Source organism: Methylobacterium ajmalii (assembly GCF_016613415.1).
Lineage (GTDB): Bacteria > Pseudomonadota > Alphaproteobacteria > Rhizobiales > Beijerinckiaceae > Methylobacterium > Methylobacterium ajmalii.
This window is the reverse complement of record NZ_JACWCT010000164.1, coordinates 1-24,655: the sequence shown is the minus strand read 5'-3', so window position 1 is coordinate 24,655 and position 24,655 is coordinate 1. Positions and strand designations below refer to the sequence as shown.

The 24,655-nt window shown below is 72.3% G+C and carries 23 protein-coding genes and 2 pseudogenes; 14 read left to right on the top strand and 11 right to left on the bottom strand.

Annotated elements, in window-relative coordinates; translation table 11 throughout:
- Positions 1 to 8: 8 nt before the first annotated feature.
- From HPY23_RS29245 to HPY23_RS29235, 3 genes are all read right to left on the bottom strand, one after another.
- Positions 9 to 518, bottom strand: coding sequence for an SgcJ/EcaC family oxidoreductase (locus tag HPY23_RS29245; RefSeq protein WP_060848583.1), 510 nt, complete (start codon positions 516 to 518; stop codon positions 9 to 11).
- 170 nt (positions 519 to 688) lie between these two features.
- Positions 689 to 2,521 (bottom strand): aminopeptidase P family protein, encoded by a 1,833-nt coding sequence (locus HPY23_RS29240; protein WP_091888254.1) that lies wholly within the window; start codon positions 2,519 to 2,521, stop codon positions 689 to 691.
- Positions 2,522 to 2,584: 63 nt separating this feature from the next.
- Positions 2,585 to 3,727 (bottom strand): DUF2125 domain-containing protein, encoded by a 1,143-nt coding sequence (locus HPY23_RS29235; RefSeq protein ID WP_331369162.1) that lies wholly within the window; start codon positions 3,725 to 3,727, stop codon positions 2,585 to 2,587.
- Positions 3,728 to 3,878: 151 nt separating this feature from the next.
- Between HPY23_RS29235 and HPY23_RS29230 the strand changes: the two genes are divergently transcribed.
- The 6 genes and pseudogenes from HPY23_RS29230 to HPY23_RS33360 form a co-directional block, all read left to right on the top strand.
- Positions 3,879 to 4,421, top strand: a complete 543-nt coding sequence (locus HPY23_RS29230; protein WP_060848586.1) for a gamma-glutamylcyclotransferase — start codon at positions 3,879 to 3,881, stop codon at positions 4,419 to 4,421.
- Positions 4,422 to 4,652: 231 nt separating this feature from the next.
- Positions 4,653 to 5,981, top strand: a complete 1,329-nt coding sequence (locus HPY23_RS29225; protein WP_091888256.1) for an MFS transporter — start codon at positions 4,653 to 4,655, stop codon at positions 5,979 to 5,981.
- A 114-nt stretch (positions 5,982 to 6,095) separates the two neighbouring features.
- Positions 6,096 to 6,938, top strand: a complete 843-nt coding sequence (locus HPY23_RS29220) for a universal stress protein (protein WP_060848587.1) — start codon at positions 6,096 to 6,098, stop codon at positions 6,936 to 6,938.
- 9 nt (positions 6,939 to 6,947) lie between these two features.
- On the top strand, positions 6,948 to 7,361 hold the full coding sequence (locus HPY23_RS29215) for an HIT domain-containing protein (RefSeq protein ID WP_060848588.1): 414 nt from the start codon (positions 6,948 to 6,950) through the stop codon (positions 7,359 to 7,361).
- An 83-nt stretch (positions 7,362 to 7,444) separates the two neighbouring features.
- Positions 7,445 to 7,870, top strand: coding sequence for an acyl-CoA thioesterase (locus HPY23_RS29210; protein ID WP_091754447.1), 426 nt, complete (start codon positions 7,445 to 7,447; stop codon positions 7,868 to 7,870).
- A 370-nt stretch (positions 7,871 to 8,240) separates the two neighbouring features.
- Positions 8,241 to 8,390, top strand: a pseudogene (locus HPY23_RS33360) (IS110 family transposase); the annotation flags it as partial.
- 5 nt (positions 8,391 to 8,395) lie between these two features.
- On the opposite strand, the pseudogene HPY23_RS29205 reads toward HPY23_RS33360, so the two are convergent.
- Positions 8,396 to 8,755, bottom strand: a pseudogene (locus HPY23_RS29205) (transposase); the annotation flags it as partial.
- 571 nt (positions 8,756 to 9,326) lie between these two features.
- On the opposite strand from HPY23_RS29205, the gene HPY23_RS29200 reads away from it, so the two are divergent.
- From HPY23_RS29200 to HPY23_RS29180, 5 genes are all read left to right on the top strand, one after another.
- Entirely contained in the window at positions 9,327 to 9,932 is a 606-nt protein-coding gene (locus HPY23_RS29200; RefSeq protein ID WP_060848591.1) for a hypothetical protein, read from the top strand.
- A 159-nt stretch (positions 9,933 to 10,091) separates the two neighbouring features.
- Complete coding sequence (gene acuI, locus HPY23_RS29195; RefSeq protein ID WP_091888258.1) at positions 10,092 to 11,081, top strand: acrylyl-CoA reductase (NADPH); 990 nt, start codon at positions 10,092 to 10,094, stop codon at positions 11,079 to 11,081.
- Between the two features lie 49 nt (positions 11,082 to 11,130).
- A complete protein-coding gene (greA, locus tag HPY23_RS29190; protein WP_060849552.1) occupies positions 11,131 to 11,592 on the top strand; it encodes a transcription elongation factor GreA in 462 nt (153 codons plus the stop codon).
- A 675-nt stretch (positions 11,593 to 12,267) separates the two neighbouring features.
- On the top strand, positions 12,268 to 12,762 hold the full coding sequence (locus HPY23_RS29185; RefSeq protein ID WP_060848593.1) for a YciE/YciF ferroxidase family protein: 495 nt from the start codon (positions 12,268 to 12,270) through the stop codon (positions 12,760 to 12,762).
- A gap of 44 nt (positions 12,763 to 12,806) precedes the next feature.
- Complete coding sequence (locus HPY23_RS29180) at positions 12,807 to 13,220, top strand: VOC family protein (RefSeq protein ID WP_091888260.1); 414 nt, start codon at positions 12,807 to 12,809, stop codon at positions 13,218 to 13,220.
- 10 nt (positions 13,221 to 13,230) lie between these two features.
- On the opposite strand, the gene HPY23_RS29175 is transcribed toward HPY23_RS29180, so the two are convergent.
- From HPY23_RS29175 to HPY23_RS29150, 6 genes are all read right to left on the bottom strand, one after another.
- A complete protein-coding gene (locus HPY23_RS29175; RefSeq protein ID WP_091888262.1) occupies positions 13,231 to 14,220 on the bottom strand; it encodes a glucokinase in 990 nt (329 codons plus the stop codon).
- Between the two features lie 66 nt (positions 14,221 to 14,286).
- Positions 14,287 to 15,237, bottom strand: coding sequence for a 3-hydroxyacyl-CoA dehydrogenase family protein (locus HPY23_RS29170; protein ID WP_091888264.1), 951 nt, complete (start codon positions 15,235 to 15,237; stop codon positions 14,287 to 14,289).
- Between the two features lie 258 nt (positions 15,238 to 15,495).
- Positions 15,496 to 16,644 (bottom strand): NADH:flavin oxidoreductase/NADH oxidase, encoded by a 1,149-nt coding sequence (locus HPY23_RS29165; protein ID WP_091888349.1) that lies wholly within the window; start codon positions 16,642 to 16,644, stop codon positions 15,496 to 15,498.
- A gap of 8 nt (positions 16,645 to 16,652) precedes the next feature.
- Positions 16,653 to 17,681 (bottom strand): cyclase family protein, encoded by a 1,029-nt coding sequence (locus tag HPY23_RS29160; RefSeq protein WP_091888266.1) that lies wholly within the window; start codon positions 17,679 to 17,681, stop codon positions 16,653 to 16,655.
- Positions 17,682 to 17,742: 61 nt separating this feature from the next.
- Complete coding sequence (locus HPY23_RS29155) at positions 17,743 to 18,966, bottom strand: ABC transporter substrate-binding protein (RefSeq protein ID WP_091888268.1); 1,224 nt, start codon at positions 18,964 to 18,966, stop codon at positions 17,743 to 17,745.
- A gap of 177 nt (positions 18,967 to 19,143) precedes the next feature.
- Complete coding sequence (locus HPY23_RS29150) at positions 19,144 to 19,830, bottom strand: histidine phosphatase family protein (RefSeq protein WP_060848599.1); 687 nt, start codon at positions 19,828 to 19,830, stop codon at positions 19,144 to 19,146.
- A 130-nt stretch (positions 19,831 to 19,960) separates the two neighbouring features.
- On the opposite strand from HPY23_RS29150, the gene HPY23_RS29145 reads away from it, so the two are divergent.
- Both HPY23_RS29145 and HPY23_RS29140 read left to right on the top strand, forming a co-directional pair.
- Positions 19,961 to 20,386, top strand: a complete 426-nt coding sequence (locus HPY23_RS29145) for a PaaI family thioesterase (RefSeq protein WP_091888351.1) — start codon at positions 19,961 to 19,963, stop codon at positions 20,384 to 20,386.
- A gap of 104 nt (positions 20,387 to 20,490) precedes the next feature.
- Positions 20,491 to 21,942 (top strand): MFS transporter, encoded by a 1,452-nt coding sequence (locus HPY23_RS29140; protein WP_091888270.1) that lies wholly within the window; start codon positions 20,491 to 20,493, stop codon positions 21,940 to 21,942.
- Between the two features lie 3 nt (positions 21,943 to 21,945).
- Here HPY23_RS29140 and HPY23_RS29135 read toward each other — a convergent pair whose 3' ends face one another.
- The gene (locus HPY23_RS29135; RefSeq protein ID WP_091888272.1) at positions 21,946 to 23,019 is read right to left on the bottom strand and encodes an NAD(P)H-dependent flavin oxidoreductase; all 1,074 of its coding nucleotides are present in this window, start codon (positions 23,017 to 23,019) and stop codon (positions 21,946 to 21,948) included.
- Positions 23,020 to 23,388: 369 nt separating this feature from the next.
- On the opposite strand from HPY23_RS29135, the gene HPY23_RS29130 reads away from it, so the two are divergent.
- On the top strand, positions 23,389 to 24,655 hold a 1,267-nt coding region (locus HPY23_RS29130), incomplete at its 3' end, for a DEAD/DEAH box helicase (RefSeq protein WP_200649712.1).

Here is a 24,655-nt window from a genome sequence, read left to right as displayed (position 1 = left end):
GCCCCGCCTCAATGCTCCTTGGCGGCCGCCGTGACGGCGATGACCGGCTCGGGCATCGCCGAGGAATGGTGGTGGGCGATCAGCCACTCGCCGTCCCTGAGCACGTAGACGAAGCTGTAGCGGGCCGGCACGACGACGTGCTCGCCCGGCTTCTTGCCGTCGACCAGGAAGGTGTAGGTGCCGACATCGGTCGCCAGGTTGCAGCCGATGCGGATGGTGTGGGTGTTGATGACGCCCTGCGGGTGCTTCTCCAGGAAGTGCACGAAGTAGTCCTGGATCATCGCCCGGTCGGTGCGCGGCACGTTCGAGACCGTCGGCAGCAGCACGGCGTCGGGGGCGTAGTTCGCCGTGACCTTCGCCGGGTCGAGGGTCGCCAGCGACGCGTTCCAGCGGTCGAACAGGCCCTCGATCTGGCGCTCGCTCACCGCGGCGCAATCCATCGCCTCGGCCCGCGCCGGCACCGTGCCGAGCAGCGCCGCCCCGACCGCCAGGGCGGCCGCCATCATCCTCGTCGTCATCCGATCGTCCCCTGCCTGTGAAGCAGCGGAACGGTACGGCGGCCGCCGCGCGCAATCGACGTCAAATCCGCGCGGTTCCGAGGAGACTTCGAATTCTTTCGATATAGTTCGGATGACTGAGGGGAAGAATGCCCCTCTGCTAACGGTTAGAAGGTTGCGCCGTAGCGGAATTAGGCTTCGGCGAGCGGCCGCGTCGCCGCCGCCAGCCACGTCCGGGTCTCCGGGTCGACGAGGTCGTCGAGGGCCGCGCGCACCCGGGCGTGGTAGGCGTCGAGCCAGGCCGTCTCCGCCGGGGTGAGCAGCTCCAGGGCCACCAGCGCGCGGTCGAACGGCGCCAGCGTCAGGGTCTCGAAGCCGAGCATCGGTCGCTCGGCACCCGGCAGGCTCGTCTCCTCGACCAGAACCAGGTTCTCGAGGCGGATGCCGAAGGCCTGCACCTTGTAGTAGCCGGGCTCGTTCGAGACGATCATCCCGGGCTGGAGCGCCACCGTGCCGGTCTTGGCGATGCGCTGCGGCCCCTCGTGCACCGACAGGAAGGCGCCGACGCCGTGGCCGGTGCCGTGATCGAAGTCGAGGCCGGCCTCCCAGAGCGGGCGCCGGGCGAAGGAATCGATCTGCGCCCCCGTGGTGCCGCGGGGAAACACCGCGGTGGCGATGGCGATGTGGCCCTTGAGCACCCGGGTGAAGCGGTCGCGCATCTCCGGGCTCGGGGTGCCGACCGCGACCGTGCGGGTGATGTCGGTGGTGCCGTCGGCGTATTGTGCGCCCGAGTCGATGAGGAACAGTTCGCCGGGCTGCACCCGGCGGTCGGTGCCGCGCGAGACCCGGTAGTGCACGATGGCGCCGTTCGGGCCCGAGCCCGAGATGGTCGGGAAGGCGATCTCGCGCAGAAGGCCGGTCTCGGCCCGAAAGGCCTCGAGCCGCACCACCGCGTCGATCTCCGAGACGGCGCCCCCCGGGGCCTCGCGGGCGAGCCAGGCGAGGAAGCGGGTCACCGCGGCGCCGTCGCGCCGGTGGGCGGCGCGGGTGCCGGCGATCTCGGCGGCGTTCTTCGCCGCCTTCATGGCGGTGATCGGGTCGGGCCCGACATCGACGCTGCCGCCCGCCGCCTCGATCCGCCGGCGCAGGGCCACGGCGCCGGTCGCCGCGTCGAGGCGCACCCGGGCCTTGCCCGCGCCGAGGGCGTCGAGCGCCTCGGTCAGCGCCTCGGGATCGTGGCGCTCGGCCAGCCCGTCGAGGGCGGCGAGCGCCTCGGCCGTGACCTTGCGGGCATCGAGAAAGAGGCGCGGCAGGCCGTCCCGTGGGATCACCGCGTAGCCGAGCGGCAGGGGAGTGTGGGAGACGTCGCCGCCGCGCAGGTTGAACGCCCAGGCGAGGTTGTGCGGGTCCGACACGACCAGCGCGTCGAGCCGCGCCTTGTCGAGGGCGGCGCGCACGCGGTCGAGCTTGGCTGCCGCCGCTTCGCCGGCGAGGTGGTCCGGATGGGGCACCACCGGGGCGCGGGGCGCGGCCGGGCGGTCGATCCAGACGAGGTCGACGAGGTTGAGCGCCGTCGCCTCGATGCGTCCGCCCGCGGCCTGCGCGGCCCGCTCCAGCCGGGCGAGGCCGTCCGGCGTGTGCAGCCAGGGATCGTAGGCGAGCACCCCGCCCGCCGGGAGGTTGGCCTCGATCCAGGCCTCGACGCTGGTCTCGGCCAGCGGCACCGGGGTGACGATCGCGGTGTCGACCTGCTCGGCCGCCTGGAGCGTGTAGCGCCCGTCGACCACCAGAGCGGCCTTGTCGGCGAGCACGATCGCCGTGCCGGCCGAGCCGGTGAATCCGGTGAGCCAGGCCAGCCGCTCGGCATTGGCCGGCACGTATTCCGACTGGTGCTCGTCGGCCCGCGGCACGACGAAGCCGGCGACGCCCCTCTGCGCCATCGCCGCCCGGAGCGCCGCGACCCGCGCCGCGCCCTCCCGGTGGCTGGGGTCCTCGAAGCTCTGGAAGCGCGCGGTCTGGCTCATGCCCCCTGGGGTACGACGGCCGGGGCGGGGCGGCAACCGCCCCGCCGCGTCAATTCGGCGGGCTCAGTACAGCGGCTGCAGCCGGACGTTCGGCACCGCGAACGGCCCGACCACCACCCGCCCGCCGGCGAGCCGCACGGTCGGCAGCACCTTGAGCGGCGGCTCGCCCGGCCGGTCGCCGGCACCCTGGCCCGGCGCCGGCTCCTTGCGGCGCCCGCCGAGGAACTGGCCGACGATGTTGCCGATCAGCGCCGCGCCGTCGCCGCCCAGGCGCGCGCCGAGCTGCTCGCTGATCAGCGGGGCGATCACCTGCTCGAGCCCGGCGGTGCGCACGTCGAGCTGGCCCGAGGGCCGGTGCAGCTCGTCGAGGGCGAGCACGCCCTGCGCCCGCAGCCGCCGGCTGCCCTTCTCGGCGGCGAGGCTGGTGATCTCGACGGTGCCGCCGGCCTCGCGCCAGCGCTCGAGCTCCTGCGCCAGGGTGCGGGTGCGGAAACCCGCCGCCCGGGTCACGGTGGCGTCGAGCGCGAGGTCCGCCGGCTCGGTGCCGCCGAGCACCGGGTCGAGCATCGGCACGGCGGCCTGCCTCACCCGGGCGCTGAGGTCGACGGCACCGTCGGTCTCGAAGCGGCCCGGGGTCGGGCGGGCATGCAGCTCGAGATGCTGGGTCGAGAAGTCGATCGGCGACGGGTCGGCGCCGGTGACGCTGCCCTTCAGGCCGTCCGCCACCACGGAGGCGCGCTGGAAGCCGTCGCTCGTGGCGTGCAGGCTCGCCTCCAGGCTCGTCCAGGTCACGTCGGCATCAAGGCCGCCCTGCTGCACCTTGAACGGCCCGGTCGCCTCCAGGATGACGTGGCGCGGCTGGTAGACCTGCGCCACCGCGACGAGCGGCCCGGTGGTGAAGCGCACGTCGGAGCGGGCGAAGCCGAGCGAGGCGCAGCGCAGCTCGAACCGGAACGGGAAGCCGGTCAGCGAGCGGTCGGCGCAGGTCCATTGCCGCCCGGCCTGGGCCTCGCGGGCGAACCATCGGTCGATCTCGCCCTCGGCCTTGCCCCGCAGCCAGAACCACCCCGCGCTCCAGGCGAGCGCCAGGAGCAGGAGCAGCACGAACGGCGCGAACAGGCCGAGGCGCAGGCCCGGTCCGCGTCCTCCGGTCGTCCGCCCCGTCTCGGTCGTCGGCCCCGCTTGCGTCGGCCTGTCCATCGGCATGATCCCGGTTCTGCGGCGGCCCTGAAGGACCGCCCGGATTGAACCGCGCTCCCGTAGCTGCTACCGGCCGCGCCCGGCAAGTGAGACCGGCGGGTGACACCGAACGGGTGAGGCACGCTGAGGCGGTCGTGCCGGGGGGAGGATGCGGGCGATGGAGGCGGGCGAGCCGTCAGATCTCTGGGTGTTCGGCTACGGCTCGCTGATGTGGCGGCCGGGCTTTCCCTTCGTCGAGAGCGGGCCGGGGCGCCTGCGCGGCTATCACCGCTCGCTCTGCGTCCTCTCGCACGTCCATCGCGGCACGCCGGAGCGGCCGGGCCTGGTGCTCGGGCTCGACCGGGGCGGCTCCTGCCGCGGCATGGCGTTCCGGGTCGCGGGCCCGGACGCGGCGTCCACGCTCGCCTACCTGCGCGAGCGCGAGCAGGTCACCGCGGTCTACGTCGAGCGGGTGCTCGGGGTCACCCTCGACGACGGCCGCCGCATCGCGGCGGTGACCTACCTCGTCGACCGCCGCCACCCGCAATATGCCGGCCGCCTGCCGGAGGCCGAGCTGGTGCGGCTGGTGCGCCAGGGCCTCGGCCGCTCGGGCGCCAACCCGGACTACGTCCGCCACACTCACGACCAGCTCGTCGCCATGGGCATCCCCGACCCGATGCTCGCCCGCCTCGCCGCCGCCTTCGCGGTGCCGAGCCCGTGATGCCTCGCGCCTCGGCAGGTCGATGCCGAGGGCCGAGGGGTCGGGCGCGTCGGCGCCGACGCCCGTCCGGGCTCCGCCCGGCGCCGTCGCCCGGATCGGTTCGACGGCGCCGCGGTGCGGGGCCGGGTGGTTGCCGCCGCACGATCATTCCCCGTTCAGGTGCGGTAGGCCGTGTGGGCCTGGACTTTTGGACGACGGCCCGAACGGGCAAGCCGGAGCGCTTCCGCGTTGATGAACCCCACCACCCACCTCGCCCTGATCAACGTCTTCGTGGGCGACATCCAGGGCGGGCTCGGCCCCTTCCTCGGCACCTGGCTGGCGCAGGCCGCGAAGTGGGGCCCGAGCGAGGTCGGCCTCGTCACCACCATCGTGGGCTTCGCCACCCTGGGCCTGAGCGGGCCGCTCGGCGCCCTGGTCGACCGGCTCGGCCGGCCCCGGATGCTGATCGCGGCCGCCTGCGCGGCGATTCTCCTCGGGACCCTGCTGCTCCTGCCGGCCCGGGCGTTCATGACGGTGCTCGCCGCCCAGTTCGTCGCCGCGGTCGGCGGCACCCTGGTGGTGCCGGCGGTGACGGCGCTGACGCTCGGCATGGTCGGCAAGCAGGCCTTCCCCAAGCAGCAGGGCCGCAACCAGGCCTGGAACCACGTCGGCATCCTGGGGGCGGCGTTGGCGATCAGCTTCGGCACGCCGTACATGGGCCCGAGCATCGCCTTCTGGATCCTCGGCGGGCTCTCCGCCTGCGCCATCGTGGCGGCCCTGACGACGCCGAAGCAGGCCTATAACGGCCGCCGCGCCGTCGGCTGGAAGGAGGACGACCCGGACGACAAGCCGGAGCGCTCCGGCATCCTGAAGGTCCTGTCGGACCGCCGGCTCCTGATCCTCTCGGCGGCGCTCGCCCTGTTCAACCTCGCCAACGGCTCGATGCTGAGCCTCGTCGGCCAGAAGCTCGTCGCGGCGGGTGAGGACGGCACCGGCTGGACCGCCCGCTACGTCATCGTCGCGCAGGCCGTGATGATCCCGGTGGCGCTCTTTGCCGGCTCTCTCGCCGACCGGCGCGGCCGGCGCCAGCTCCTCCTCGTCGCCTGCGCGGTGCTGCCGGCCCGCGCGCTCCTCTCGGCCTTCCTGTCCGACCCGTACTGGCTGATCCTCGCCGAGGTGCTCGACGGCGTCGCCTCGGGCGTCATCGGCGTCGCGGTGCCGGTGGTGGTGGCCGACCTGACCTGGGGCTCGGGCCGCACCCAGACCGCGCTCGGCACCGTCGCGGCGGTGCAGGGGGTGGGCGGCGCCCTCTCGGGCTGGGTCGGGGGCCTGCTCGCGTTGCATCTCGGCTGGACCTGGGCGTTCCTGGCGCTCGCCGTGCCGGCCGGCCTCGCCCTGATGATGGCCCTGTGGCTCGAGGAGACCTGCGCCCCCGGCGGCCAGGACGGGGCGGGCGCCGCCTGCAGCCAGTCCAACCCCCCGGAGGGTGACGACCCGCCGGAGGACGACGCGCCGCCGGAGGAGGCCGGGGAGGCGGAGCCGCGCCGCCGCGGCGCGATGGAGGCCTCGGCACGATCCTGACGCTCCGCCGTGGAGGAGCCGTCCTGCCCCCTGGACAGGGCGGAGGCCGCCGTGATGCTATCGCGGCCATCGTGCCGAAGTCCCTGCCGAGGCTCCAGAGGTGAGTGCGCCGCCATGAAGACGCTTCTCGTTCCGGTCGCCCGCCACACCCTGCTCGATTCGGTGCTCGACACCGCCGTGCTCACCGCCCGCCGGTTCGACGCCAGCATCGAGGGGTTCGGCCTGCGCCCGGCGCTGGCCGAGTACGTCCCCGTCGACATGGTCGGCGGCATGACCTGGGTGCGCGACGAGGAGACCGACCTCGTCGAGGCCCGCGATTGCGGCGGCCTGTTCACCGCGGCGATGGACCGCCACGGCGTATCCCGCGACAGCGCGGATGCCGGCCGCACGGGCCCGCGCTACCGCTGGCGCCCCGACGCGCCTCCCGGCGACGGCTTCCTGGCCCAGCACGCCCGGCTGTTCAACGCCACGATCGTCGGCCGGCCCGGGAGCGGGGAGGGCACGCCCCGGATGACCACCCTGGAGGCGGTCCTGTTCGAGAGCGGGCGCCCGCTGATCATCGCCCCGCCGACGACGCCCGCCAGCATCGGCGAGACCGTGATGATCGCCTGGAACGGCTCGACCGAGACCGCCCGCACGGTCGCCTTCGCGGCGCCGTTCCTGCGCGCCGCCTCGCGGATCGAGGTGCTGGGGGTCGATGCCGGCATGGTACCCGGCCCGAGCGCCGAGGAGATGGCCGCCGCCCTCAACCGCGAAGGCCTGTCGGCGCAGGGGCGCACCCTCGCGGCCGGCCGCCGCGCCGTCGGCGAGGTCTTCCTCACCGAAGCCGAGGCGATCGGCTGCGACCTCCTGGTCAAGGGCGCCTACACCCAGAGCCGCCTGCGCCAGATGATCTTCGGCGGCGCCACCAGCCACATCCTCGCCCACGCCACCATGCCGGTGCTGATGGCGCATTGACGGACCCCGATGACCGATTTCGCCCTCGACCCGCGGCTCTCCGCCGACACCATCGCGCTCGGCGACCTCGCCCTGTCGAGCGTGCTGCTCCTGAACGACAAGCGCTTCCCCTGGTTCGTCCTGGTGCCCCGGCTCCCCGGCGCCTCCGAGCTGACCGACCTCTCGCCGCAGGACGCCGCCCGGCTGATGGAGGAGACGCGCCTGACGGTCGGGGTGATGCAGGCGCTCGCCCAGCCCGACAAGGTGAATGTCGGGGCGCTCGGCAACGTGGTGGCGCAGCTCCACGTCCACGTCGTCGGGCGCTTCCGCTCCGATCCGGCCTGGCCCGGCCCGGTCTGGGGCCACGGCACCCGCGAGCCCTATCCGGCGCACGCCGCGGCGCAGCTCGTCGAGCGGGCGCGAGGATTGTTCGCGGCGGCGTGACGAAACGCCGGCTCGCTGCTTACCTTGGGCGAGGAACGGGCTAGGGTGCGCCGTCCCGTCCCGAATCGCGCTGGCCCACTCCGATGACCGACGACCCGTCCGCTCCGCTCGCCGCCTGGGGCCCCCCGGTGATCCGCACCATCGCGATGCCGGCCGACACCAACCCGGCCGGCGACATCTTCGGCGGCTGGCTCATGGCGCAGATGGACCTCGCCGCCGGCAACGTCGCGGCGCGGCGCGCCCGGGGGCGCTGCGCCACCATCGCGGTCGAGGGCATGACCTTCCTGCAGCCGGTGGTCGTCGGCGACGAGGTCAGCCTCTACGCTCACATCGTCTCGGTCGGCCGCTCCTCGATCCGCATCCAGATCGAGGCCTGGCGCCGCGCCCGGGAGAGCGAGGAGACGATCAAGGTCACGCAGGCGCTGTTCACCTTCGTGGCGATCGACGAGAATCGCCGCCCGCGGGCGGTGCCGCCGGATTCGGCCGCGGTGGCGCCCGGCGTGGTGTGACGTCGAGGAAAAACTCGTCTCGCGCGCCGGTTCCTGGAAAAATAGTCCACGTCCCGGTCCGGACTTGATCCCGAGGTTTCGGCCCGGCGAGGATGGGTTGACATGGAAGGGCACTTGCAGTCTGCGCAACAATTTCCTTATCGCTCGGAGCCTGTTTGACACACGCGATAGGTCGCAGGATGATCTTGCCTCCAACGCCTCAGGATGAGGTTGCTGGCGGGATGGAAAATCCCCTCGCGAATGTATCGATGCAAGTCGAACAGATTGGGTAGTTGGCGAGACGTTGCGGGTCCGCTGAAGGCTGCTCCTCCTATCGAGACGTGAGATCGCGATCGAGGTTCGATCGCCACGGCATCGGGAAGGAGCGGCCATGACGCACTTTGCCGGCCTCGACGTCTCCCTGGAAGAGACCGCGATCTGTGTGGTCGACGCGACGGTTCGGATCCTCAAGGAGACGCGGGCAGCAAGCGAGCCCTGCGCTCCATCCGCGGCCCTGACGGCGCTCGGCCTGCCGCTGGACTTATCGGCGATCGGCAGGACCCTGCAGGTCGGCCTCATCCTGAGGCTCTCGAAGGACGACCCCGTAGACCTCCCGATGATCGTCGATGAAGCCGATCAAGGCCGCGACCGGCGGTCGAGCTCGGCAAAAGCGAAATACGCGCTCGCCTTGCGCAGGATCTCGTTGGCTCGGCGCAGCTCACGGTTCTCACGTTCGAGCGCCTTGATCCGCTCGCGCTCGTCCGTCGTCTGCCCGGGTCGCACGCCTTGATCGCGTTCGAACTGGCGCACCCGGTTCCGTAGCGTCTCGCCCGAGCAGCCGATCTTGGCCGCAATCGACTGGATCGCCGACCATTGCGAGCCGTGCTCGCCCTTGAGGTCGCGCACCTCGGGGAAAAAGCCGGGCTGTTCGCTTCGTCATGGCTCCCCCTCTCAGAAGCCGGAGCCTCCGGGAAACGCGGAGCGGTTCGTTCCCCGTATGGGAGAGGGGGGATGCGTCTACGGTTAGTCGAACAGATCGCGCGGAAACCACATCACCCCTACGACGCCGTGTACCGGCCGTCTTGAGCGACCGTCGGGCACGTGGTCGTGGCGCCGAGCTGATGCCCGACGGAAGCGGTGCCGGCCGCGCGACCGCCTCTCCGGCCCCTTCGCAGTTCCCCGTTCGGCCCGAAGGTTCCGCCCGTCCACCGGCGAAGCGGCCTACGTGGTTTACCACAAGTATAGAGATCGCGCAGGATTCGGGGGTTCCGGCACCCGTGGAGTCGATCGACTCTCAGCCTTGCGCGAAACCCTCCGCAATTCGCCGAAATACGTAATAAATCCCGAGGGCAATTTTACCCTCTTGGGGGTTTCGGCTTGCCTGGCGGGCGTCGCCCCGGCTTCACTGCCGGACAAGCGTGGCGCTGGCGAGTGTTGCGCCGGCGTCATTCCCCGCGACCCCCGAGGATCTCCGACCATGACCGCTCCGGTCACCCGTGCCATCGCCGCGACCGCGCTCGCGGCCGGCCTCGTCTCCGCCGCCCCGGCGCTCGCCGGCGGCTACGGCTGCACCACCGATTGCTACCGCCAGGTCTCGACGCCGCCAGTCTACGGCACGGTGTCCGAGCAGGTGATGGTGCGCCCGCCGCGCACGGTGACCCACGTCGTGCCGCCGGTCTACGACACCGTGTCCGAGCAGGTGCTGGTGGCCCCGGCCCGCCGCGTCTGGCAGACCTCGGTCGACGCCTACGGCCAGACCGTCGGCTGCTGGGTCACGATCCCGCCGCGCTACGCGACCCAGACCCGCCGGGTGCTGGTGCGCCCGGCCCAGGTGGTGCCGCAGGTGATCCCGCCGGCCTACGCCTCCTACCAGCGCCGCGTCCTGGTCGAGCCCGGCCGCTCGGGCTGGGTGCCGGCCAATGGCGGCGGCTACGGCGGTGGCTACGGGGCCGGCCCGGCCGCGGGCGGCCTCGTCGGTGCGGGCCTCGGCCTCGCGGGGGCCGGGATCGGGCTCGGTGCCGCGGCGGTCGGCGCCGGCACCGGCCTCGTCTTCGGCGGCGGCAGCATCTACGACGGCTACTGAGCCGATGCGCGGCCCGGGCCGGACCCGGGCCGCTCCCTTGCCGCCCCCCGGCCCGGGTCCGACCCGGGCCGTCGTCACCTTGCCGCCGGGGGGCTCGCGCCCCACAACCCGGGTCGGCGACGCGGCACGAAGGCCGCGCGCGGACAGGGAGGCGACGGCGTGGGTACCTTCAAGGCGGTGGTGATCGAGAAGGGCGAGGGCGGCCAGCGCGTCGCGCTCAAGGACTTCGACGAGGCCGATCTGATGGACGGCGACGTCACCGTCCGGGTCACCCACTCCACCCTCAACTACAAGGACGGGCTGGCGCTCACCGGCAAGGCGCCGGTCGTGCGGCGCTGGCCGATGATTCCCGGCATCGACTTCGCCGGCGTGGTCGAGGCCTCCTCCCATCCGGACTGGAAGCCCGGCGACGCCGTGGTGCTCAACGGCTGGGGCACCGGCGAGACCCATCTCGGCGCCTACGCGGAGAAGTCCCGCGTCAAGGGCGACTGGCTGGTAGCGCTGCCGGCCAGCCTCACCCCCGAGCAGGCGATGGCGATCGGCACCGCCGGCTACACCGCGATGCTCGCCATGCTGGCGCTGGAGCGCCACGGACTCACGCCTCGATCCGGTCCGGCCCTGGTGACCGGGGCGGCCGGCGGCGTCGGCTCGGTGGCGGTGTCGCTGCTGGCCCGCGCCGGCTGGCACGTCATCGCCTCGACCGGGCGTGCCGCCGAGGAAGCGGAGTACCTGCGCGGCCTCGGCGCGGCCGAGATCATCGACCGCGCCGAGCTGAGCGCCCCGGGCAAGCCGCTCGGCAAGGAGCGCTGGGCCGCCGCGATCGACGCGGTCGGCGCGACGACGCTCGCCAACGCCCTGGCGATGACCCGCTACGGCGGCGCCGTCGCCGCCTGCGGCCTCGCCGGCGGCATGGATCTGCCGACCTCCGTCGCGCCCTTCATCCTGCGCGGCGTCGCGCTCTACGGCATCGAGAGCGTGATGGCGCCGCTCCCCTTGCGCCGCGAGGCCTGGGCTCGCCTCGCCCGCGACCTCGACCCCGCCGCCCTCTCGGCGATGACCACCACGGTGCCGCTCGCCGAGGTGATCGCGCGCGGCCCCGAGATCCTGGCCGGGCGCACCCGCGGGCGGGTGGTGGTGACGATCGCCTGACCGTGCCGGGAGACGGAACCTTGGCGTGGCCTCGCGCATTGCCCGTTTCATGAGCATCGCCTTCGTTCGCGAGAAGGAGGGCGGGGAAGCCTTCGAGGACCTCCCCGACCGTCCCGTCTCCCCGCACCCCAACTTCGTCACGCCGGAGGGCCTCGCCTTCATCGACGCGGAGCTCGACCGGCTGCACACCGAGCATGCCGGCCTGTCGCCCGATGACAAGGCGAACATGGCGCGGGTGAACCGCGACCTGCGCTACTGGACCGCCCGGCGCAACTCGGCCCAGGTGGTCGAGCAGCCTCCCGGCGACACCGTGCATTTCGGATCGACCGTCACCATCGCCCGCGACGACGACGACGAGCAGACCTTCCGCATCGTCGGCGAGGACGAGGCCGATCCGGCCAAAGGCAGCATCGCCTACGTGGCGCCGCTCGCCCGCGCGCTCACCGGCAAGCAGGCCGGCGATACCGTCACGCTCGCCGAGCATGAGATCGAGATCATCGCGGTGCGCTGAGTACGCACCTTAGGGCGGTAAATTGTCAGGCCCGACCTCGCGGTAGTCGACGAGGTTGGGCCTTTTTTGTGATGTCATGGGCCAGCTACCGGACTTATAGAAGTGTCGTCTCGCATGGCCTGTTCGACAAGTGCGCCTTCTCTCGCGAGCACTTTTCATCCCATCGACAACTTAATACACCTCACAAAACTCCCGCCGCAATGTCGCTGCCACAGCAAGCCGAGGCGGTGATCGGGAGTTTTGTGAGAGACACTTAATCTCGAGGTATAGGACCATCGACGTCTGCCTGATTACAGCAAGAGCCCTTGTCCAACCCTCGACCTCATCCTGAGGTGTCAGTCCATAGAGATGGACTGAACTCGAAGGAGGGCTCCAAGGATCACGCTGCCTGCTGGAGGTCTCCTTCGAGGTCAGTCGATTTTAATCGACCGACACCTCAGGATGAGGTTGCGTGTTGGAGATAAGATCATCCATCAACGTATTGGATTCGTTGAACCGGCTTTCGACCCGTCGAAGACGGGCTGACCTTGGAGGGATCCTCCAGCCGGCATGAAAGCTCCTGGATTCTTTCTTCGAGTGCCCGCCAGGGCCGACGGCGAGGCCCTCGCGTGCCGGAACGAAGCCGGACGACGGGGCGTTGCCGGGGGCACTTTAGTACCCCACGGGAGCATACGCATGGCCGACGACAAGACCCTTCGGGCGCTCTTCCTGCACCAGCTCAAGGACACCTACTTTGCCGAGAACGCGATCCTGAAGGCTTTGCCGAAGATGGCCCAGGCCGCTCGCTCCGACGCCCTGCGCGGGGCCTTCGGCGTCCACCTGGAGGAGACCCGCGAGCAGGTGAAGCGCCTCGACCAGGTGTTTCGGATCGTCGGCGAGAAGCCCGAGGGCGTCACCTGCCAGGCGATCCAGGGGATCCTCGCCGAGGGCGAGGAGGTGATGCGGGACTTCGCCGGCGGGGAGGCCCTCGACGCCGGGCTGATCGCCGCCGCGCAGGCGGTCGAGCATTACGAGATCGCCCGCTACGGGACGCTGCTCGCCTGGGCGCGCCAGCTGGAATTCGGCGAGGCGGAGGAGCTGATCAGGGAGACGCTGATCGAGGAGGAGAATACCGACGAGTTGCTGTCGGAGCTCGCCGAGGACGCGGTCAACCCGGCCGCGGCGGCGTAACCGCAGGGGCCGTCCGGGCGTTGGTCCGACGTGAGGTGCCAGCCATGCCGCCGATCGCCGGGATCCTCGAGACGGTCCTCTACGTCGACGACCTCGCGCGGGCGGCCGCGTTCTGGGGCGGGCCGATGGGCCTGCCGTGCCTGTACGAGGACCACCGGATGCGGGCCTACGACGTCGCCGGGCGCGGCGTCCTGCTGCTGTTTCCCCGCGGCGGCTCGCTCCGCCCGGTCGCGACCCCCGGCGGCACCATCCCGCCGCATGACGGGGCGGGCCCGCTCCATCTCGCCCTGTCGATCCCGGCCGACGCGCTCGACGCCTGGGAGCGGCACCTCGGGGTGCACGGCATCGCGATCGAGGGCCGCACCACCTGGCCGCGGGGCGGCACCAGCCTCTACTTCCGCGATCCCGACGGCCACCTCGTGGAGCTGGCGACGCCGGGCTTGTGGAACGGGTACTGAGCGGCCCCGCTCACGCCACCCAGTGCTGCCCGTCATAGGCGAACCGGTCGGGCTGGCAGGCGAGCGCCGCGAGACCGGTGAGCGCCGGGTCAGCGATGGTGATGACGCAGGTCGGGATCTGCGTCATGCGGTCGGAGAAGGGCGGCTTGTGCTCGAAGGCGCGGCGGAACGTGCCGTCGTTCAGGACGTCGAGGATGCGGGGCACGATGCCGCCGCCGATATAGACCCCGCCGGTGGCCAGGAAGGTGAGGGCGAGGTCGCCGCAGAGCCGCCCGAGCAGCTTGGAAAACACCTGCAGGGTGCGCCGCGCCGCCGGGTCCTCGCCCGACATGCCCCGCTCGGTGATGTCCTTCGGATCGGCCTCGCCGCCGCCGAGGCCGGCATGCAGCCGGGTCAGCCCGGGTCCGGAGAGCAGAGACTCGACGGTGATCCGTCCCTCGATCCGGGCGAGGTTCGGCCAGAACGCGGCCTCGTCGGCGTCGCTCGGCCCGAAATCGATGTGCCCGGCCTCGGTCGAGACGATGGCGAGCTGCTTGCCGTAGGGTACGAGCGCGGCGGCACCGAACCCGGTCCCGGGGCCGAGGACGAGGCGCGCGCCCCCGTCGGGGCACAGCGTCGGGCCGATCTGCTCGAGGATCGAGCTGTCGCGCCCGGCCGGGTCGAGGGCGGCGGCGCCGGCCGCCACCGGGACGTAGTCGTTGACGACCCGGCAGCTCTTCAGGCCGAAATCGCGGCCGATCCGCTCGCCCTCGATCACCCAGTGGGCATTGGTGAGGTGGACCGACGGCCCGTCGACCCGGGCGGCCACGGCCAGGATCGCCGAGCGGGGCGGGGCGACGTCGCTCTTCGCGAGCGCCGCCCGGATCGCCGCGCTCGGATCGGGATAGGCGGCGGTCTTCTCGTGGGCGAGCACCACCGGCTCGGCCCCGGGCGTCTCCTGCACGGCGAAGCGCGCGTTGGTGCCACCGATGTCGCCGAACAGGACCGGGAACTCGAACATGGGCCGCCGCTTCGCTCCACCTCAGGGCTACCCGTTATAGCGCCGCGGCGGCTCCGGTCGACCGGTTCACTCGCCTTCCATCCGGCCGACATCCTTCATGGCCCGCTTCAGCGCGAGCAGGCGCCGGTCGCGGTCGCGGAACAGCTCGGCCGGGTCGCGTCCGCCCCAGTCGAAGAAGCCTTTTCCCGCCATCACGCCGGTGCGCCCCTGCGCGACGAGATCGTCGACCGCCTCCGAGCGGGTGCGGGCCGGAGGCGGGCTGTAGCTCGCATTGGCGAGCGCGTGGCGCAGCAGCTCGATGCCGGTGAAGTCCGCCTTGGCGAGGTGGCCGAGGATCGGGATGCGCAGCGCCAGGCCGTGGATGATCGCGTCGTCGATCTCGCGGGCGGACGCCACGCCCTCGTCGAGCAGGTGGTAGACCTCGGCCGAGATCGCCGACTGGATCCGGTTGGCGACGTAGCCCGGGATGAAGCGCTTGAGCACGATCGGCACCTGGCCGAGGCCGAGCACCAGCTGGCGCGCCTCCTCGATCACCGCCGGATCGGTCCGCGGGCCCGGCACCACGTCGACGAGGTCGACGATGTAGGGCGGGGTGTACCAGTGCATCACGAGCGCCCGCGCCTGCCGGGCCTCCGGAATCAGCGGGAAGACGTCGAGGTAGCTGGTGTTGCTGGCGATCCGGGTCTCGGGCGCGCACAGCCGGTCGAGCTCGGCGAACAGGGTGCGCTTGGCCTCCGGGTTCTCGGTGATCGCCTCGATGACGAGGCTCGCCCCCGCCACGGTCGCGGCGAGGTCCGGTTCGAGCCGGATGGCCTGCGCCGCCCGCTCAGGCGTCCAGTCGGCGGACACCGCGCCGGCCTCCCGCAGGGTGTCGAGGGCCGAGGCGATCAGGCCCGGCACCTGCTCCAGGGTCTCGGGCCGGCTGTCCGTCAACCGCACCCGGTGCCCGCCCAGGGCCAGCACCAGGGCGATGCCGTGCCCCATCAGTCCGGCGCCGACGACCGCGATCTCGCTCATGATGTCCTCCCGTTTCGTTGGATTGTCGTTGCGTCGAGCCGTCCGCGACCGGCGTTCATCCGCGGCTGCCGGCTCGTCCCACCCGCATCCTCATCCTGAGGTTCCGGCGTTCGCCGATCGCAGACGTGAGAGGAGCCTCGAAGGAGGGCTCCAGGAAGCGCGCCGACATCTGGCGCCCTCCGTCGAGGTTCGGTCCATGTTTAATGGGCCGACACCTCAGGACGAGGGTGTGGATGGGAGGAGCCGGGGTGCCGAGGCTCACGCCCGCCACGGTCCCAGCCGGGCGATGTCCTTCTCCCGCCGCTCCAGCCACCAGCCGGCCTGCTGCGGCCACGCCTCGAAGCCGGGCTCCTGCGTCCCGTCGAGGACCCGGCTCGCCCGGACCGCCCAGTTCGGGTCGGCCAGCGCCTCGCGGCCGACCGCCACGAGGTCGGCGCGGCCCTCGGCCACGATGGCGTCGGCCTGGCGCGGATCGACGATCAGGCCGACCGCCATGGTGGACAGCCCCGTCTCCCGCTTCACCGCCTCGGCGAAGCCGACCTGGAAGCCGTAGTCGCGTCGGATCCGTGCGGCGGTGGCGGAGCCCGCGAGCCCGCCCGACGAGCAGTCGAGCACGTCGACGCCGAGCGCCCGCAACTCGCCCGCGAAGGCCAGCGTGTCGTCCAGGGTGAGGCCGCCCTCGAGCCCGTCGACCGCCGAGACCCGCACGAAGAGCGGCTTGCCCGCAGGCCAGGCCTCCCGCAGCGCCCGGGCGACGCGCAGGGGAAACCGCATCCGCCCGGTCCGGTCGCCCCCGAACGCGTCCTCGCGCCGGTTGGTCAGCGGCGACAGGAAGGTGTGCAGCAGGTAGCCGTGGGCGGCATGGAGCTCGATCACGTCGAACCCCGCCGCCTCGGCCCGCCGGGCCGCCGCGACGAAGGCTTCGGTCAGGGCGTCGAGGTCGTCGCCCGAGAGCTCGGCCGGCATCAGCCAGCCCTCGTCGAGGGGGACCGCGCTCGGTGCCACGATCGGCCAGGGCGCCTCGCCGCGGGCGATCTCCTCGGCCGAGAGCGGGCCGTTGCCTTCCCAGGGCCGCTGCATGCTGGCCTTGCGGCCGGCATGCGCCAGCTGCACCCCGGCGGCCGCACCCTGGGCCTTGAGGAAGGCCGCGATCCGGGCGAGCGCGGCGCCGTGCGCGTCCGACCAGATCCCGAGATCGCCGTGGGTGATGCGGCCTTCCGGCACCACCGCGGTCGCCTCCAGGATCACCAGCCCGGCGCCCCCGAGGGCGAGGCGGCCGTAATGGACGAGGTGATAGTCGCCCGCCATCCCGCCGGCCGCCGAGTACTGGCACATCGGCGGGATCACGACGCGGTTGCGCAGGGCGACGTCGCGGAGGGAGACGGGGGTGAAGAGCGGCGCGGTCATGATCGGGCTCACACGGTGGCGATCGGCGTCGTCGGCGAGCCGACCGCGCCGGGCAGCCGCAGGGGCGGCGCCGTCAGGAGGAAGCGGTGGCGCCCGTTGGCCCGCAGCCAGTTCGCCAGCGGGGTCAAGTGCCACAATTCGCCGAGATTGACCCCGAGGCGGAACAGGCAGTGCTCGTGCAGGGGGAGGGTGGCGCAGCACCCCTCCGCCGGCATCGCCGGATGGACCTCGACCGCGTAGTTGTCGGCGATGAGGGCGGCGAGACCCGAATCGGTGATCCAGTTGAGGAGCTTGCGGTCGCGCCCGTCGAGGCCGGCGCAGAGGTCGTGGACGATCGCCGGGTCCGGGTTGCGGTTCATGCCGAGCAGCCGCTCGGCGAAGCCGGTATGCAGGCAGACCATGTCGCCCGGCTCGACCGTCACCCCGTCGGCATCGAGGATGCGGCGAAGCTGCTCGTAGCCCACCGCCACCCGGGCCTCGCCGAGATGGGCATGAAGGTCGATCATCACGCCGCGGCCCTGCATGCCGCGCTCGGCCAGCCGCTCGATGCCGAGCGCCCGGGCACGGGAGGGGGCGCCGGCCTCCTCCGGCGTGGCGGGGCCGGTGATGTCGGTCCCGGCCCGGAAGCCGTTGTAGTAGACCGGTCGCGGGGTGCCGTCGCCCTCGGCGTCGAACAGCGAGCCGACATGGGCGAGGCTGTCCCACTGCGTCGAATATTGCAGGTGGAGCACCGCGAGGTCGTCGCTGATCACGTCGGTGGCGTCGGGCACCTCCTCGCAGACCGGGAAGTTCATGTTGGGGCGGCCGCTCGCCCGCACGGTCGGGCGGATCTGCGGCGGGTGGCGCCGGGGGTTGAGCACGTTGCCGCCCGGATGGTCGAGGGGCAGGCTGAGGCAGAAGGTCAGGCCTTCGCGCACCTCGGCGGCGCCCTGGCGCACCTTCTCGGGGGTCAGGAGGTTGAGCCGGCCGAGCTCGTCGTCGGGACCGAAATCGCCCCAGGTCGAGCCCTCCGGCCGGCGGCGCCAGCGCAGGGTCATGGTCGGGACCTCCCTTCAGGGGCAACAGGACGGCGCGCCGGTCCGCGGCGCGCGTCCGCCGTCACTTCTTCACCAGCGGGCAGCGCGAGGCCGCGAGCGGCTGGAACGCCTTGTCGCCCGGCACGGTCGCGACCAGCCTGTAGAGGTCCCACGGCCCCTTCGATTCTTCGGGCTTCTTGACCTCGAACAGGTACATGTCGTGGACCATGCGGCCGTCCTCGCGGATGCGGCCGCCGCGGGCGTAGAAGTCGTCGACCGGCGTGTCGCGCATCGCCTGCATCACTGGCCCGGTCTCGTCGGTGCCGGCCTTCCGCACCGCCTTCAGGTAGTGCATCACCGTCGAGTAGACGCCGGCCTGGGACATGTTCGGCATCTTGCCGACCCGCTCGAAATAACGCTTCGACCACGCCCGGGTCTCGTCGTCGAGGTCCCAGTAGAAGCCTTCCGTGAGCAGCATCCCCTGCGTCGCCTTGAGGCCGAGGCTGTGGACGTCGCTGATGTAGACGAGGAGCCCGGCGAGCTTCTGGCCGCCTTGCGTCAGGCCGAACTCCGCCGCCTGCTTGATCGCATTGGTGGTGTCGGCCCCCGCATTGGCGAGCCCCACCACCTTGGCGCCGGAGCCCTGCGCCTGGAGCAGGAAGGACGAGAAGTCGGCCGTGTTGAGCGGCACCCGCACGGAGCCGCGCACGGTGCCGCCCTGGGCCTTCACCACCGCGCTCGCGTCGCGCTCGAGATCCTGGCCGAAGGCGTAGTCGGCGGTGACAAAGAACCAGGAATCGCCGCCGGCCTTGACGGTGGCCTGCGCGGTGGAATTCGCCAGCGCGTAGGTGTCGTAGGCCCAGTGCACCGAGACCGGCGAGCACGCCTCGTTGGTGAGCCGCACCGCGCCGGGGCCGTTGAACACAATCACCTTGTTCTTGGCCCTGGCGATGTCGGCGGCGGCGAGCGCGGTGGCGGAGGCCGCCACGTCGAGAATCGCGTCGACCCCGCCGGTGTCGAACCAGGCCCGGGCGGTGGTCGCCGCGATGTCGGGCTTGTTCTGGTGGTCGGCGACCACGACCTCGACGGGAGCGCCCAGCACCGTGGCGCCGAAATCCTCCACCGCCATGCGGGCGGCGGCCGCGCTGCCGGGCCCGGTCACGTCGGCATAGGGCCCCGACATGTCGAGCAGGAAGCCGAGGCGCACCACCCCGTCGGAGATCTGCTGGGAGACTTTTGGAGCCGGCGCCGTCTGCGCACGCGCCACCCCCTGCCAAGCCATGCTCTGCAGAGCATTGATCGGCATCGCGGCGACGAGCGTCGCCGCCAGAAGCGTTGTCCTCACCCGGTCCGTCCTTCGTCGAAGACGTTCGTTCGTGCGGTACGCCGTCGAGGGCGCCCGGGTGCATGGTCCGGACAAGCGCCCCCGGTTGTCAACTGCGAGCCGAGCGGGTCGGCCCGGGAAAATCGGTATGGCGGCGCCTCACGCCGCCGGTCCGGTCCCTTCCGCCGATCCGAGCCAGGGCTGGGCGTTGACCATCCCGACGCGCCAACCGGCGCCGTCCGGGCCGTCGTAATGGTCGAGGAGGGTGAGCGAGCAGTTCTCGATCGCGAAGGCGAGACCACCCTGGGGCGGCAGGTTCAGGGCGAGCGCGATCGCGGCCCGGATCGTGCCGCCATGGGCCACCGCCACGATGTCGCGCCCGCTATGCTCGGCGGTGAGCTCGGCGATGGCGCCGCCGACCCGGGCGGAGAGGTCCGAGAAGCTTTCGCCGCCGGGCGGGCATTCCTCGGCGGGGGCGAACCAGTAGCTCGCCGCGAGGGGCTGGCGGTCGGCGAAGAACCGCACCCGGTCCTGGCCCTGCCAGGCGCCGAGGTTCTGCTCGGCCAGGGCCGGAAGCGCGGTGAGCCGCGGGCCGCTGCCGTCCACCGTGAAGTCGCCCGCCTGCCACAACGCCTCGGCGGTCTGCCGGGTGCGGCCGAGATGGCTCGCGACCCAGACCGCGCCGCGGGGCAGGACCGGGGCGAGGGCGGAGAAGACGTGGGCATCGCTGCAATCGCAGGCGATGTCGGCGCCGCCGTAGATGCGGCCGCCGTCGCCCCGGACGGGGGCGTGGCGCACCCACCACCAGCGGGTACGGACGAAGGAGGAGGGGGGAGAAGCGCTCATGCCCCCACTCTTAGCACCGCCCCCCGGCGCCGCCAGACCGACTTCGGACGGCGGCAGGCCGAAATGCCGGCCCGAATTGCCAGCCCGGCGAACTCTGCCCATACGGGCCTGGAGCAAGCGGGAGCGGATGATGGACGAGGCGGAGCACGGCACGGACGACGGCACCATCTACGGGGCGACGATCCCGTTCGCGCGGCACTGCGGCATCGAGGCCCTGGAGGTGGTGGAGGGGCGCACCCGCCTGCGCCTGGCGCTCGGGCCGCAGCACGGCAACAACCTCGGCATCGCCCATGGCGGCATCCTCTGCACGCTGCTCGACATCGCCATGGGCACGGTGGCGCGCCTCACCGCCGGCCGGCCGGTGGTGACCCTCGACATGCAGACCCGCTTCCTGTCCCCCGGCCACGGCGTGCTGCTGGCGGAGGGCCGGGTGGCGCGGGCCGGCCAGTCGATCCTGTTCTGCGACGCCGAGATCCGCGACGAGGCCGGGCGGGTGGTCGCGACCTCGACTGGGGTGTTCAAGTCGGTCGGCGTGAAGGAGCAGGCCAAGGCGTAGAGCGGGCTTTCGGGCGGGCCGCAGAGGTTTCTGATCGGTTTCGGGTTCCCCTGGCGGCCTCGGGGGCCATCTCCGTTCCGGCACGGTCAGAGCGAAGGGCCCCGATGACGCACCCCACCGCCACCCGCCCCGCCGTCGGCGGCGTGATCGAGACCGACGTCTCGGCCCGGCTCGACCGGCTGCCCTGGGGCCGGTTCCACACGCTGGTGGTGCTGGCGCTCGGCATCACCTGGGTGCTCGACGGGCTCGAGGTGACGCTGGCGGGCGCGCTCGCCGGCGCGCTCAAGGCGAGCCCGACGCTCCAGTTCTCCAACGCCGAGATCGGGCTCGCGACCTCGAGCTACCTCGCCGGCGCGGTGCTCGGCGCCGTCGGCTTCGGCTGGCTCACCGACCGGCTCGGGCGGAAAAAGCTCTTCTTCATCACGCTGGCGGTCTACCTCGCGGCCACCGCCGCCACCGGCCTGTCCTGGAACCTGTGGAGCTTCTGCCTCTTCCGCTTCCTCACCGGCGCGGGCATCGGCGGCGAGTACACGGCGATCAACTCGACCATCCAGGAGCTGATCCCGGCCCGGGCCCGGGGCTGGACCGATCTCGTCATCAACGGCAGCTTCTGGCTCGGCGCGGTGCTCGGGGCCGGCACCTCGCTCGTCGTGCTCGATCCCGCCCTGTTCGGACCGGATACGGGCTGGCGCGTCGCCTTCGGGCTCGGCGCCTTCCTCGGGCTCGTGATCCTCTTTCTGCGCACCTGGATCCCCGAGAGCCCGCGCTGGCTGATGACCCACGGCCGGCACGAGGAGGCCGAGGCCCTGGTCGCCGGGATCGAGGCGCGCTTCCGCGCCGAGGGCCACACCCTCACCGAAGGCCCGTTCCCGAAGGCGCGGCTGCGCCAGCGCAGCCACACGCCGCTCGCCGAGGTGCTTGCCGCCCTCAAGGCCTACCGGCAGCGGGCCTGGGTCGGCCTCGCGCTGATGTCGGCGCAGGCGTTCTTCTACAACGCGATCTTCTTCACCTACGCGCTGATCCTGATCGACTTCTACAAGGTGCCGGCGGACGGGGTCGGCTGGTACATCCTGCCCTTCGCCGCCGGCAACTTCTTCGGTCCGGTGCTGCTCGGACGGCTGTTCGACACGCTCGGCCGCAAACCCATGATCGCCGCGACCTACGGGATGTCGGGGGTGCTGCTGGCGTTGAGCGGGTGGGCGTTCCAGCAGGAGATCGTCACCGCGACGACCCTGACCGTGTGCTGGATGGCGGTGTTCTTCTTCGCCTCGGCGGCGGCGAGCTCGGCCTATCTCACGGTGAGCGAGGTGTTTCCGCTCGAGATCCGGGCGCTCGCCATCGCGCTGTTCTACGCGGTCGGCACCTCGGTCGGGGCGGTGGGACCGGCCCTGTTCGGGGTGCTGATCGAGGGGCACTCGCGCAACGCCATCTTCGGCGGCTACCTGCTGGCCTCGGTGCTGATGATCGCGGCCGGGATCGTGGCGGGGATCTGGGGGGTGGCGGCGGAGCGGAAATCGCTGGAGGACGTAGCGAAGCCGCTGGCGGCGGAGGAGTGAGACTCAGCCCAACGTCTCCTCCACCCCTCTCCAGATTCCGCCCAACACCTCGCCCGCCGACACCGCTTGCGCCAGCCCCGCCGCCTGCCCGGCCCAGGCCTGCATGCGGGCAAGGTCGCCCGTCTTCGCCGCCGCCTCGCGCATCGCCTGCGTCAGACCGCGCTGGACGGGGTAGGGGGCGGGCGCCGGGGCATCCGGCGCCGCGGCGGCCGCGACGTACTCGGTCGCGAGGCTGCGGCCGGCGCGGCCGCTGAAGGCGCGCGTCAGCCGCGTATCCTCGGGACGGGCCCGGCCGAGAGCGTCGGCCCAAGGGGCGGAAATCCCGGCCTCGGGGCAGCGCAGGAATCCGGTGCCGGCCTGCACGGCGCTGGCGCCGAGCAGCAGGGCCGCCGCCGCCCCACGGGCATCGGCGATGCCGCCGGTGGCGATCACCGGAATCCGCACAGCGTCGACCACCGCCGGCAGCAGCGCCATCAGGCCGATTGCGGCCAGTTCGGCCTTCGCCGGATCGAAGCTGCCGCGGTGTCCGCCGGCCTCGGCGCCCTGCGCCACCACCGCGTCGGCGCCGGCCGCCTCGGCGGCCAGCGCCTCCGCCACCGTCGTGACGGTGGCCCACCAGGCGATGCCGCTCGCCTTGAACCGCGCGACGATATCCGGCGGGTAGAGCCCCATGATGGAGGAGACGATCCGGGGCCGGGCTTCGATCACCGCCTCGCACTGGGCGAAGAAGTCCGGCGGCGTCGCGTCGCCCGCCTTCGGCGCCACGGCGGGACCGAAGCCGCCCAGGAATGTCCGCAGGCGCGCCTCGTGCCCGGGGTCGCGGACGGGGGCGGGATCGGGGATCCACAGGTTGATCTGGAACGGGCCGGCCGCCCGCACCGCCTCGGCCCAGGCCAGGATCGCGGCGGGCTGCATCAGCAGCGCCCCGCAGGCTCCGAGCCCGCCCGCCCGCATCACCGCCACCGAGAGCGCCGGCGGGCAGGCCCCGGCCATCGGCGCGAGCAGCAGCGGCCGGCGCAGGCCGTAGCTCTGCGCGAAGGCCTCGGCGCGGGCGAGTGCGGGATGACGAGGCGTCACGAATGGGCTCCGGGCTGGCGCACCCGGCGGATGCCCGGCCGCAGCATCGATCCCAGGGGGCCGGGGCGCAAGCCGCGCGCCGGGTGCAGGGGAGGCCGTCCCATGCTGCACCGCGCCCGGCGATTGACTTCGCACCCGCACAACGCCATATGGCGGATTGCAGCGTCAGCGGCCGATCGTGGCCCGCTCGAGAGGGCTGCGTGACGGATTTCGCCGCGGCACCTGCGCGGCAGGCCCGGCCCTCTCTTAATCGCTCGTCCCTTGGATCGCTCCATCACGCGGGCGGTCTCCTGACATCGGATCGCGATGAAGGCCGTGCGTTGCGCGCGCCTTGCGGCGATCCCGCTGCCAAAATTCAAGAAGATTCCCTTGACCCAGTTCACCGATTTCGGCCTCGCGGCGCCGATCCTGAAGGCGCTCGCCCAGGCCGGTTACGTCACGCCGACCCCGATCCAGGCCCAGGCGATCCCGCCGGCGATGCAAGGCAAGGACCTGTGCGGCATCGCGCAGACTGGCACTGGCAAGACCGCCTCCTTCGCGCTGCCGATCCTGCACCGTCTCGCCAGCGAGAGCCCGTCGAAGCCCGCGCCGCGCCGCAGCTGCCGCGTGCTGGTGCTCGCGCCCACCCGTGAGCTCGCCAGCCAGATCGCCGACAGCTTCAAGGAATACGGCCAGTTCCTGAAGCTCACCACCACGGTGGTGTTCGGCGGCGTCACCATCGGCCGCCAGGAGCGGGTGCTGGCGAACGGCGTCGACGTGCTGGTCGCCACCCCGGGCCGGCTCCTCGACCTGATCGACCGCCGCTCGCTGACCCTCGACGGCGTCGAGTTCCTCGTCCTCGACGAGGCCGACCAGATGCTCGACCTCGGCTTCATCCACGCCCTCAAGCGGATCGTGAAGCTCCTGCCGGCCCAGCGCCAGAGCCTGTTCTTCTCGGCCACCATGCCGAAGAACATCGCCGGCCTCGCCGACCAGTATCTGAAGAACCCGGTCCAGGTCGCGGTGACCCCGGTCGCCACCACCGCCGAGCGGGTCGACCAGAAGGTCGTCTTCGTGCCGACCGGCTCGAAGCAGTCGCTGCTCGCCACCATCCTGCGCGACCAGTCGATCGACCGGGTGCTGGTCTTCACCCGCACCAAGCACGGTGCCGACCGCGTGGTGCGGGGCCTCGAGCGCGACGGCATCGGCTCGGCGGCGATCCACGGCAACAAGTCGCAGCCGCAGCGCGAGCGGGCGCTCGCCGCCTTCCGCGCCGGCACCTGCCGGGTGCTGGTGGCGACCGACATCGCCGCCCGCGGCATCGACGTCGACGGCGTGTCCCACGTCGTCAACTTCGACCTGCCGAACGTGCCGGAGGCCTATGTTCACCGCATCGGCCGCACCGCGCGCGCCGGCAAGGACGGTCTGGCGATCTCGTTCTGCAACGACGAGGAGAAGGCCTACCTGCGCGACATCGAGCGCCTGACCCGCCAGAAGGTGCCGGTGATGGCGATCCCCGAGGGCTTCGTGCCCCCGAGCCGCGAGGAGGCCGCCCAGGCCGTGGCCGAGGCCGAGCGCGACCGGCGCCAGCCCGGCTCGGGCCCGCGCGGCCAGCGTCCCGGCGGCGGTCGCCAGGGCCAGCAGCCCGGTGGGCGCC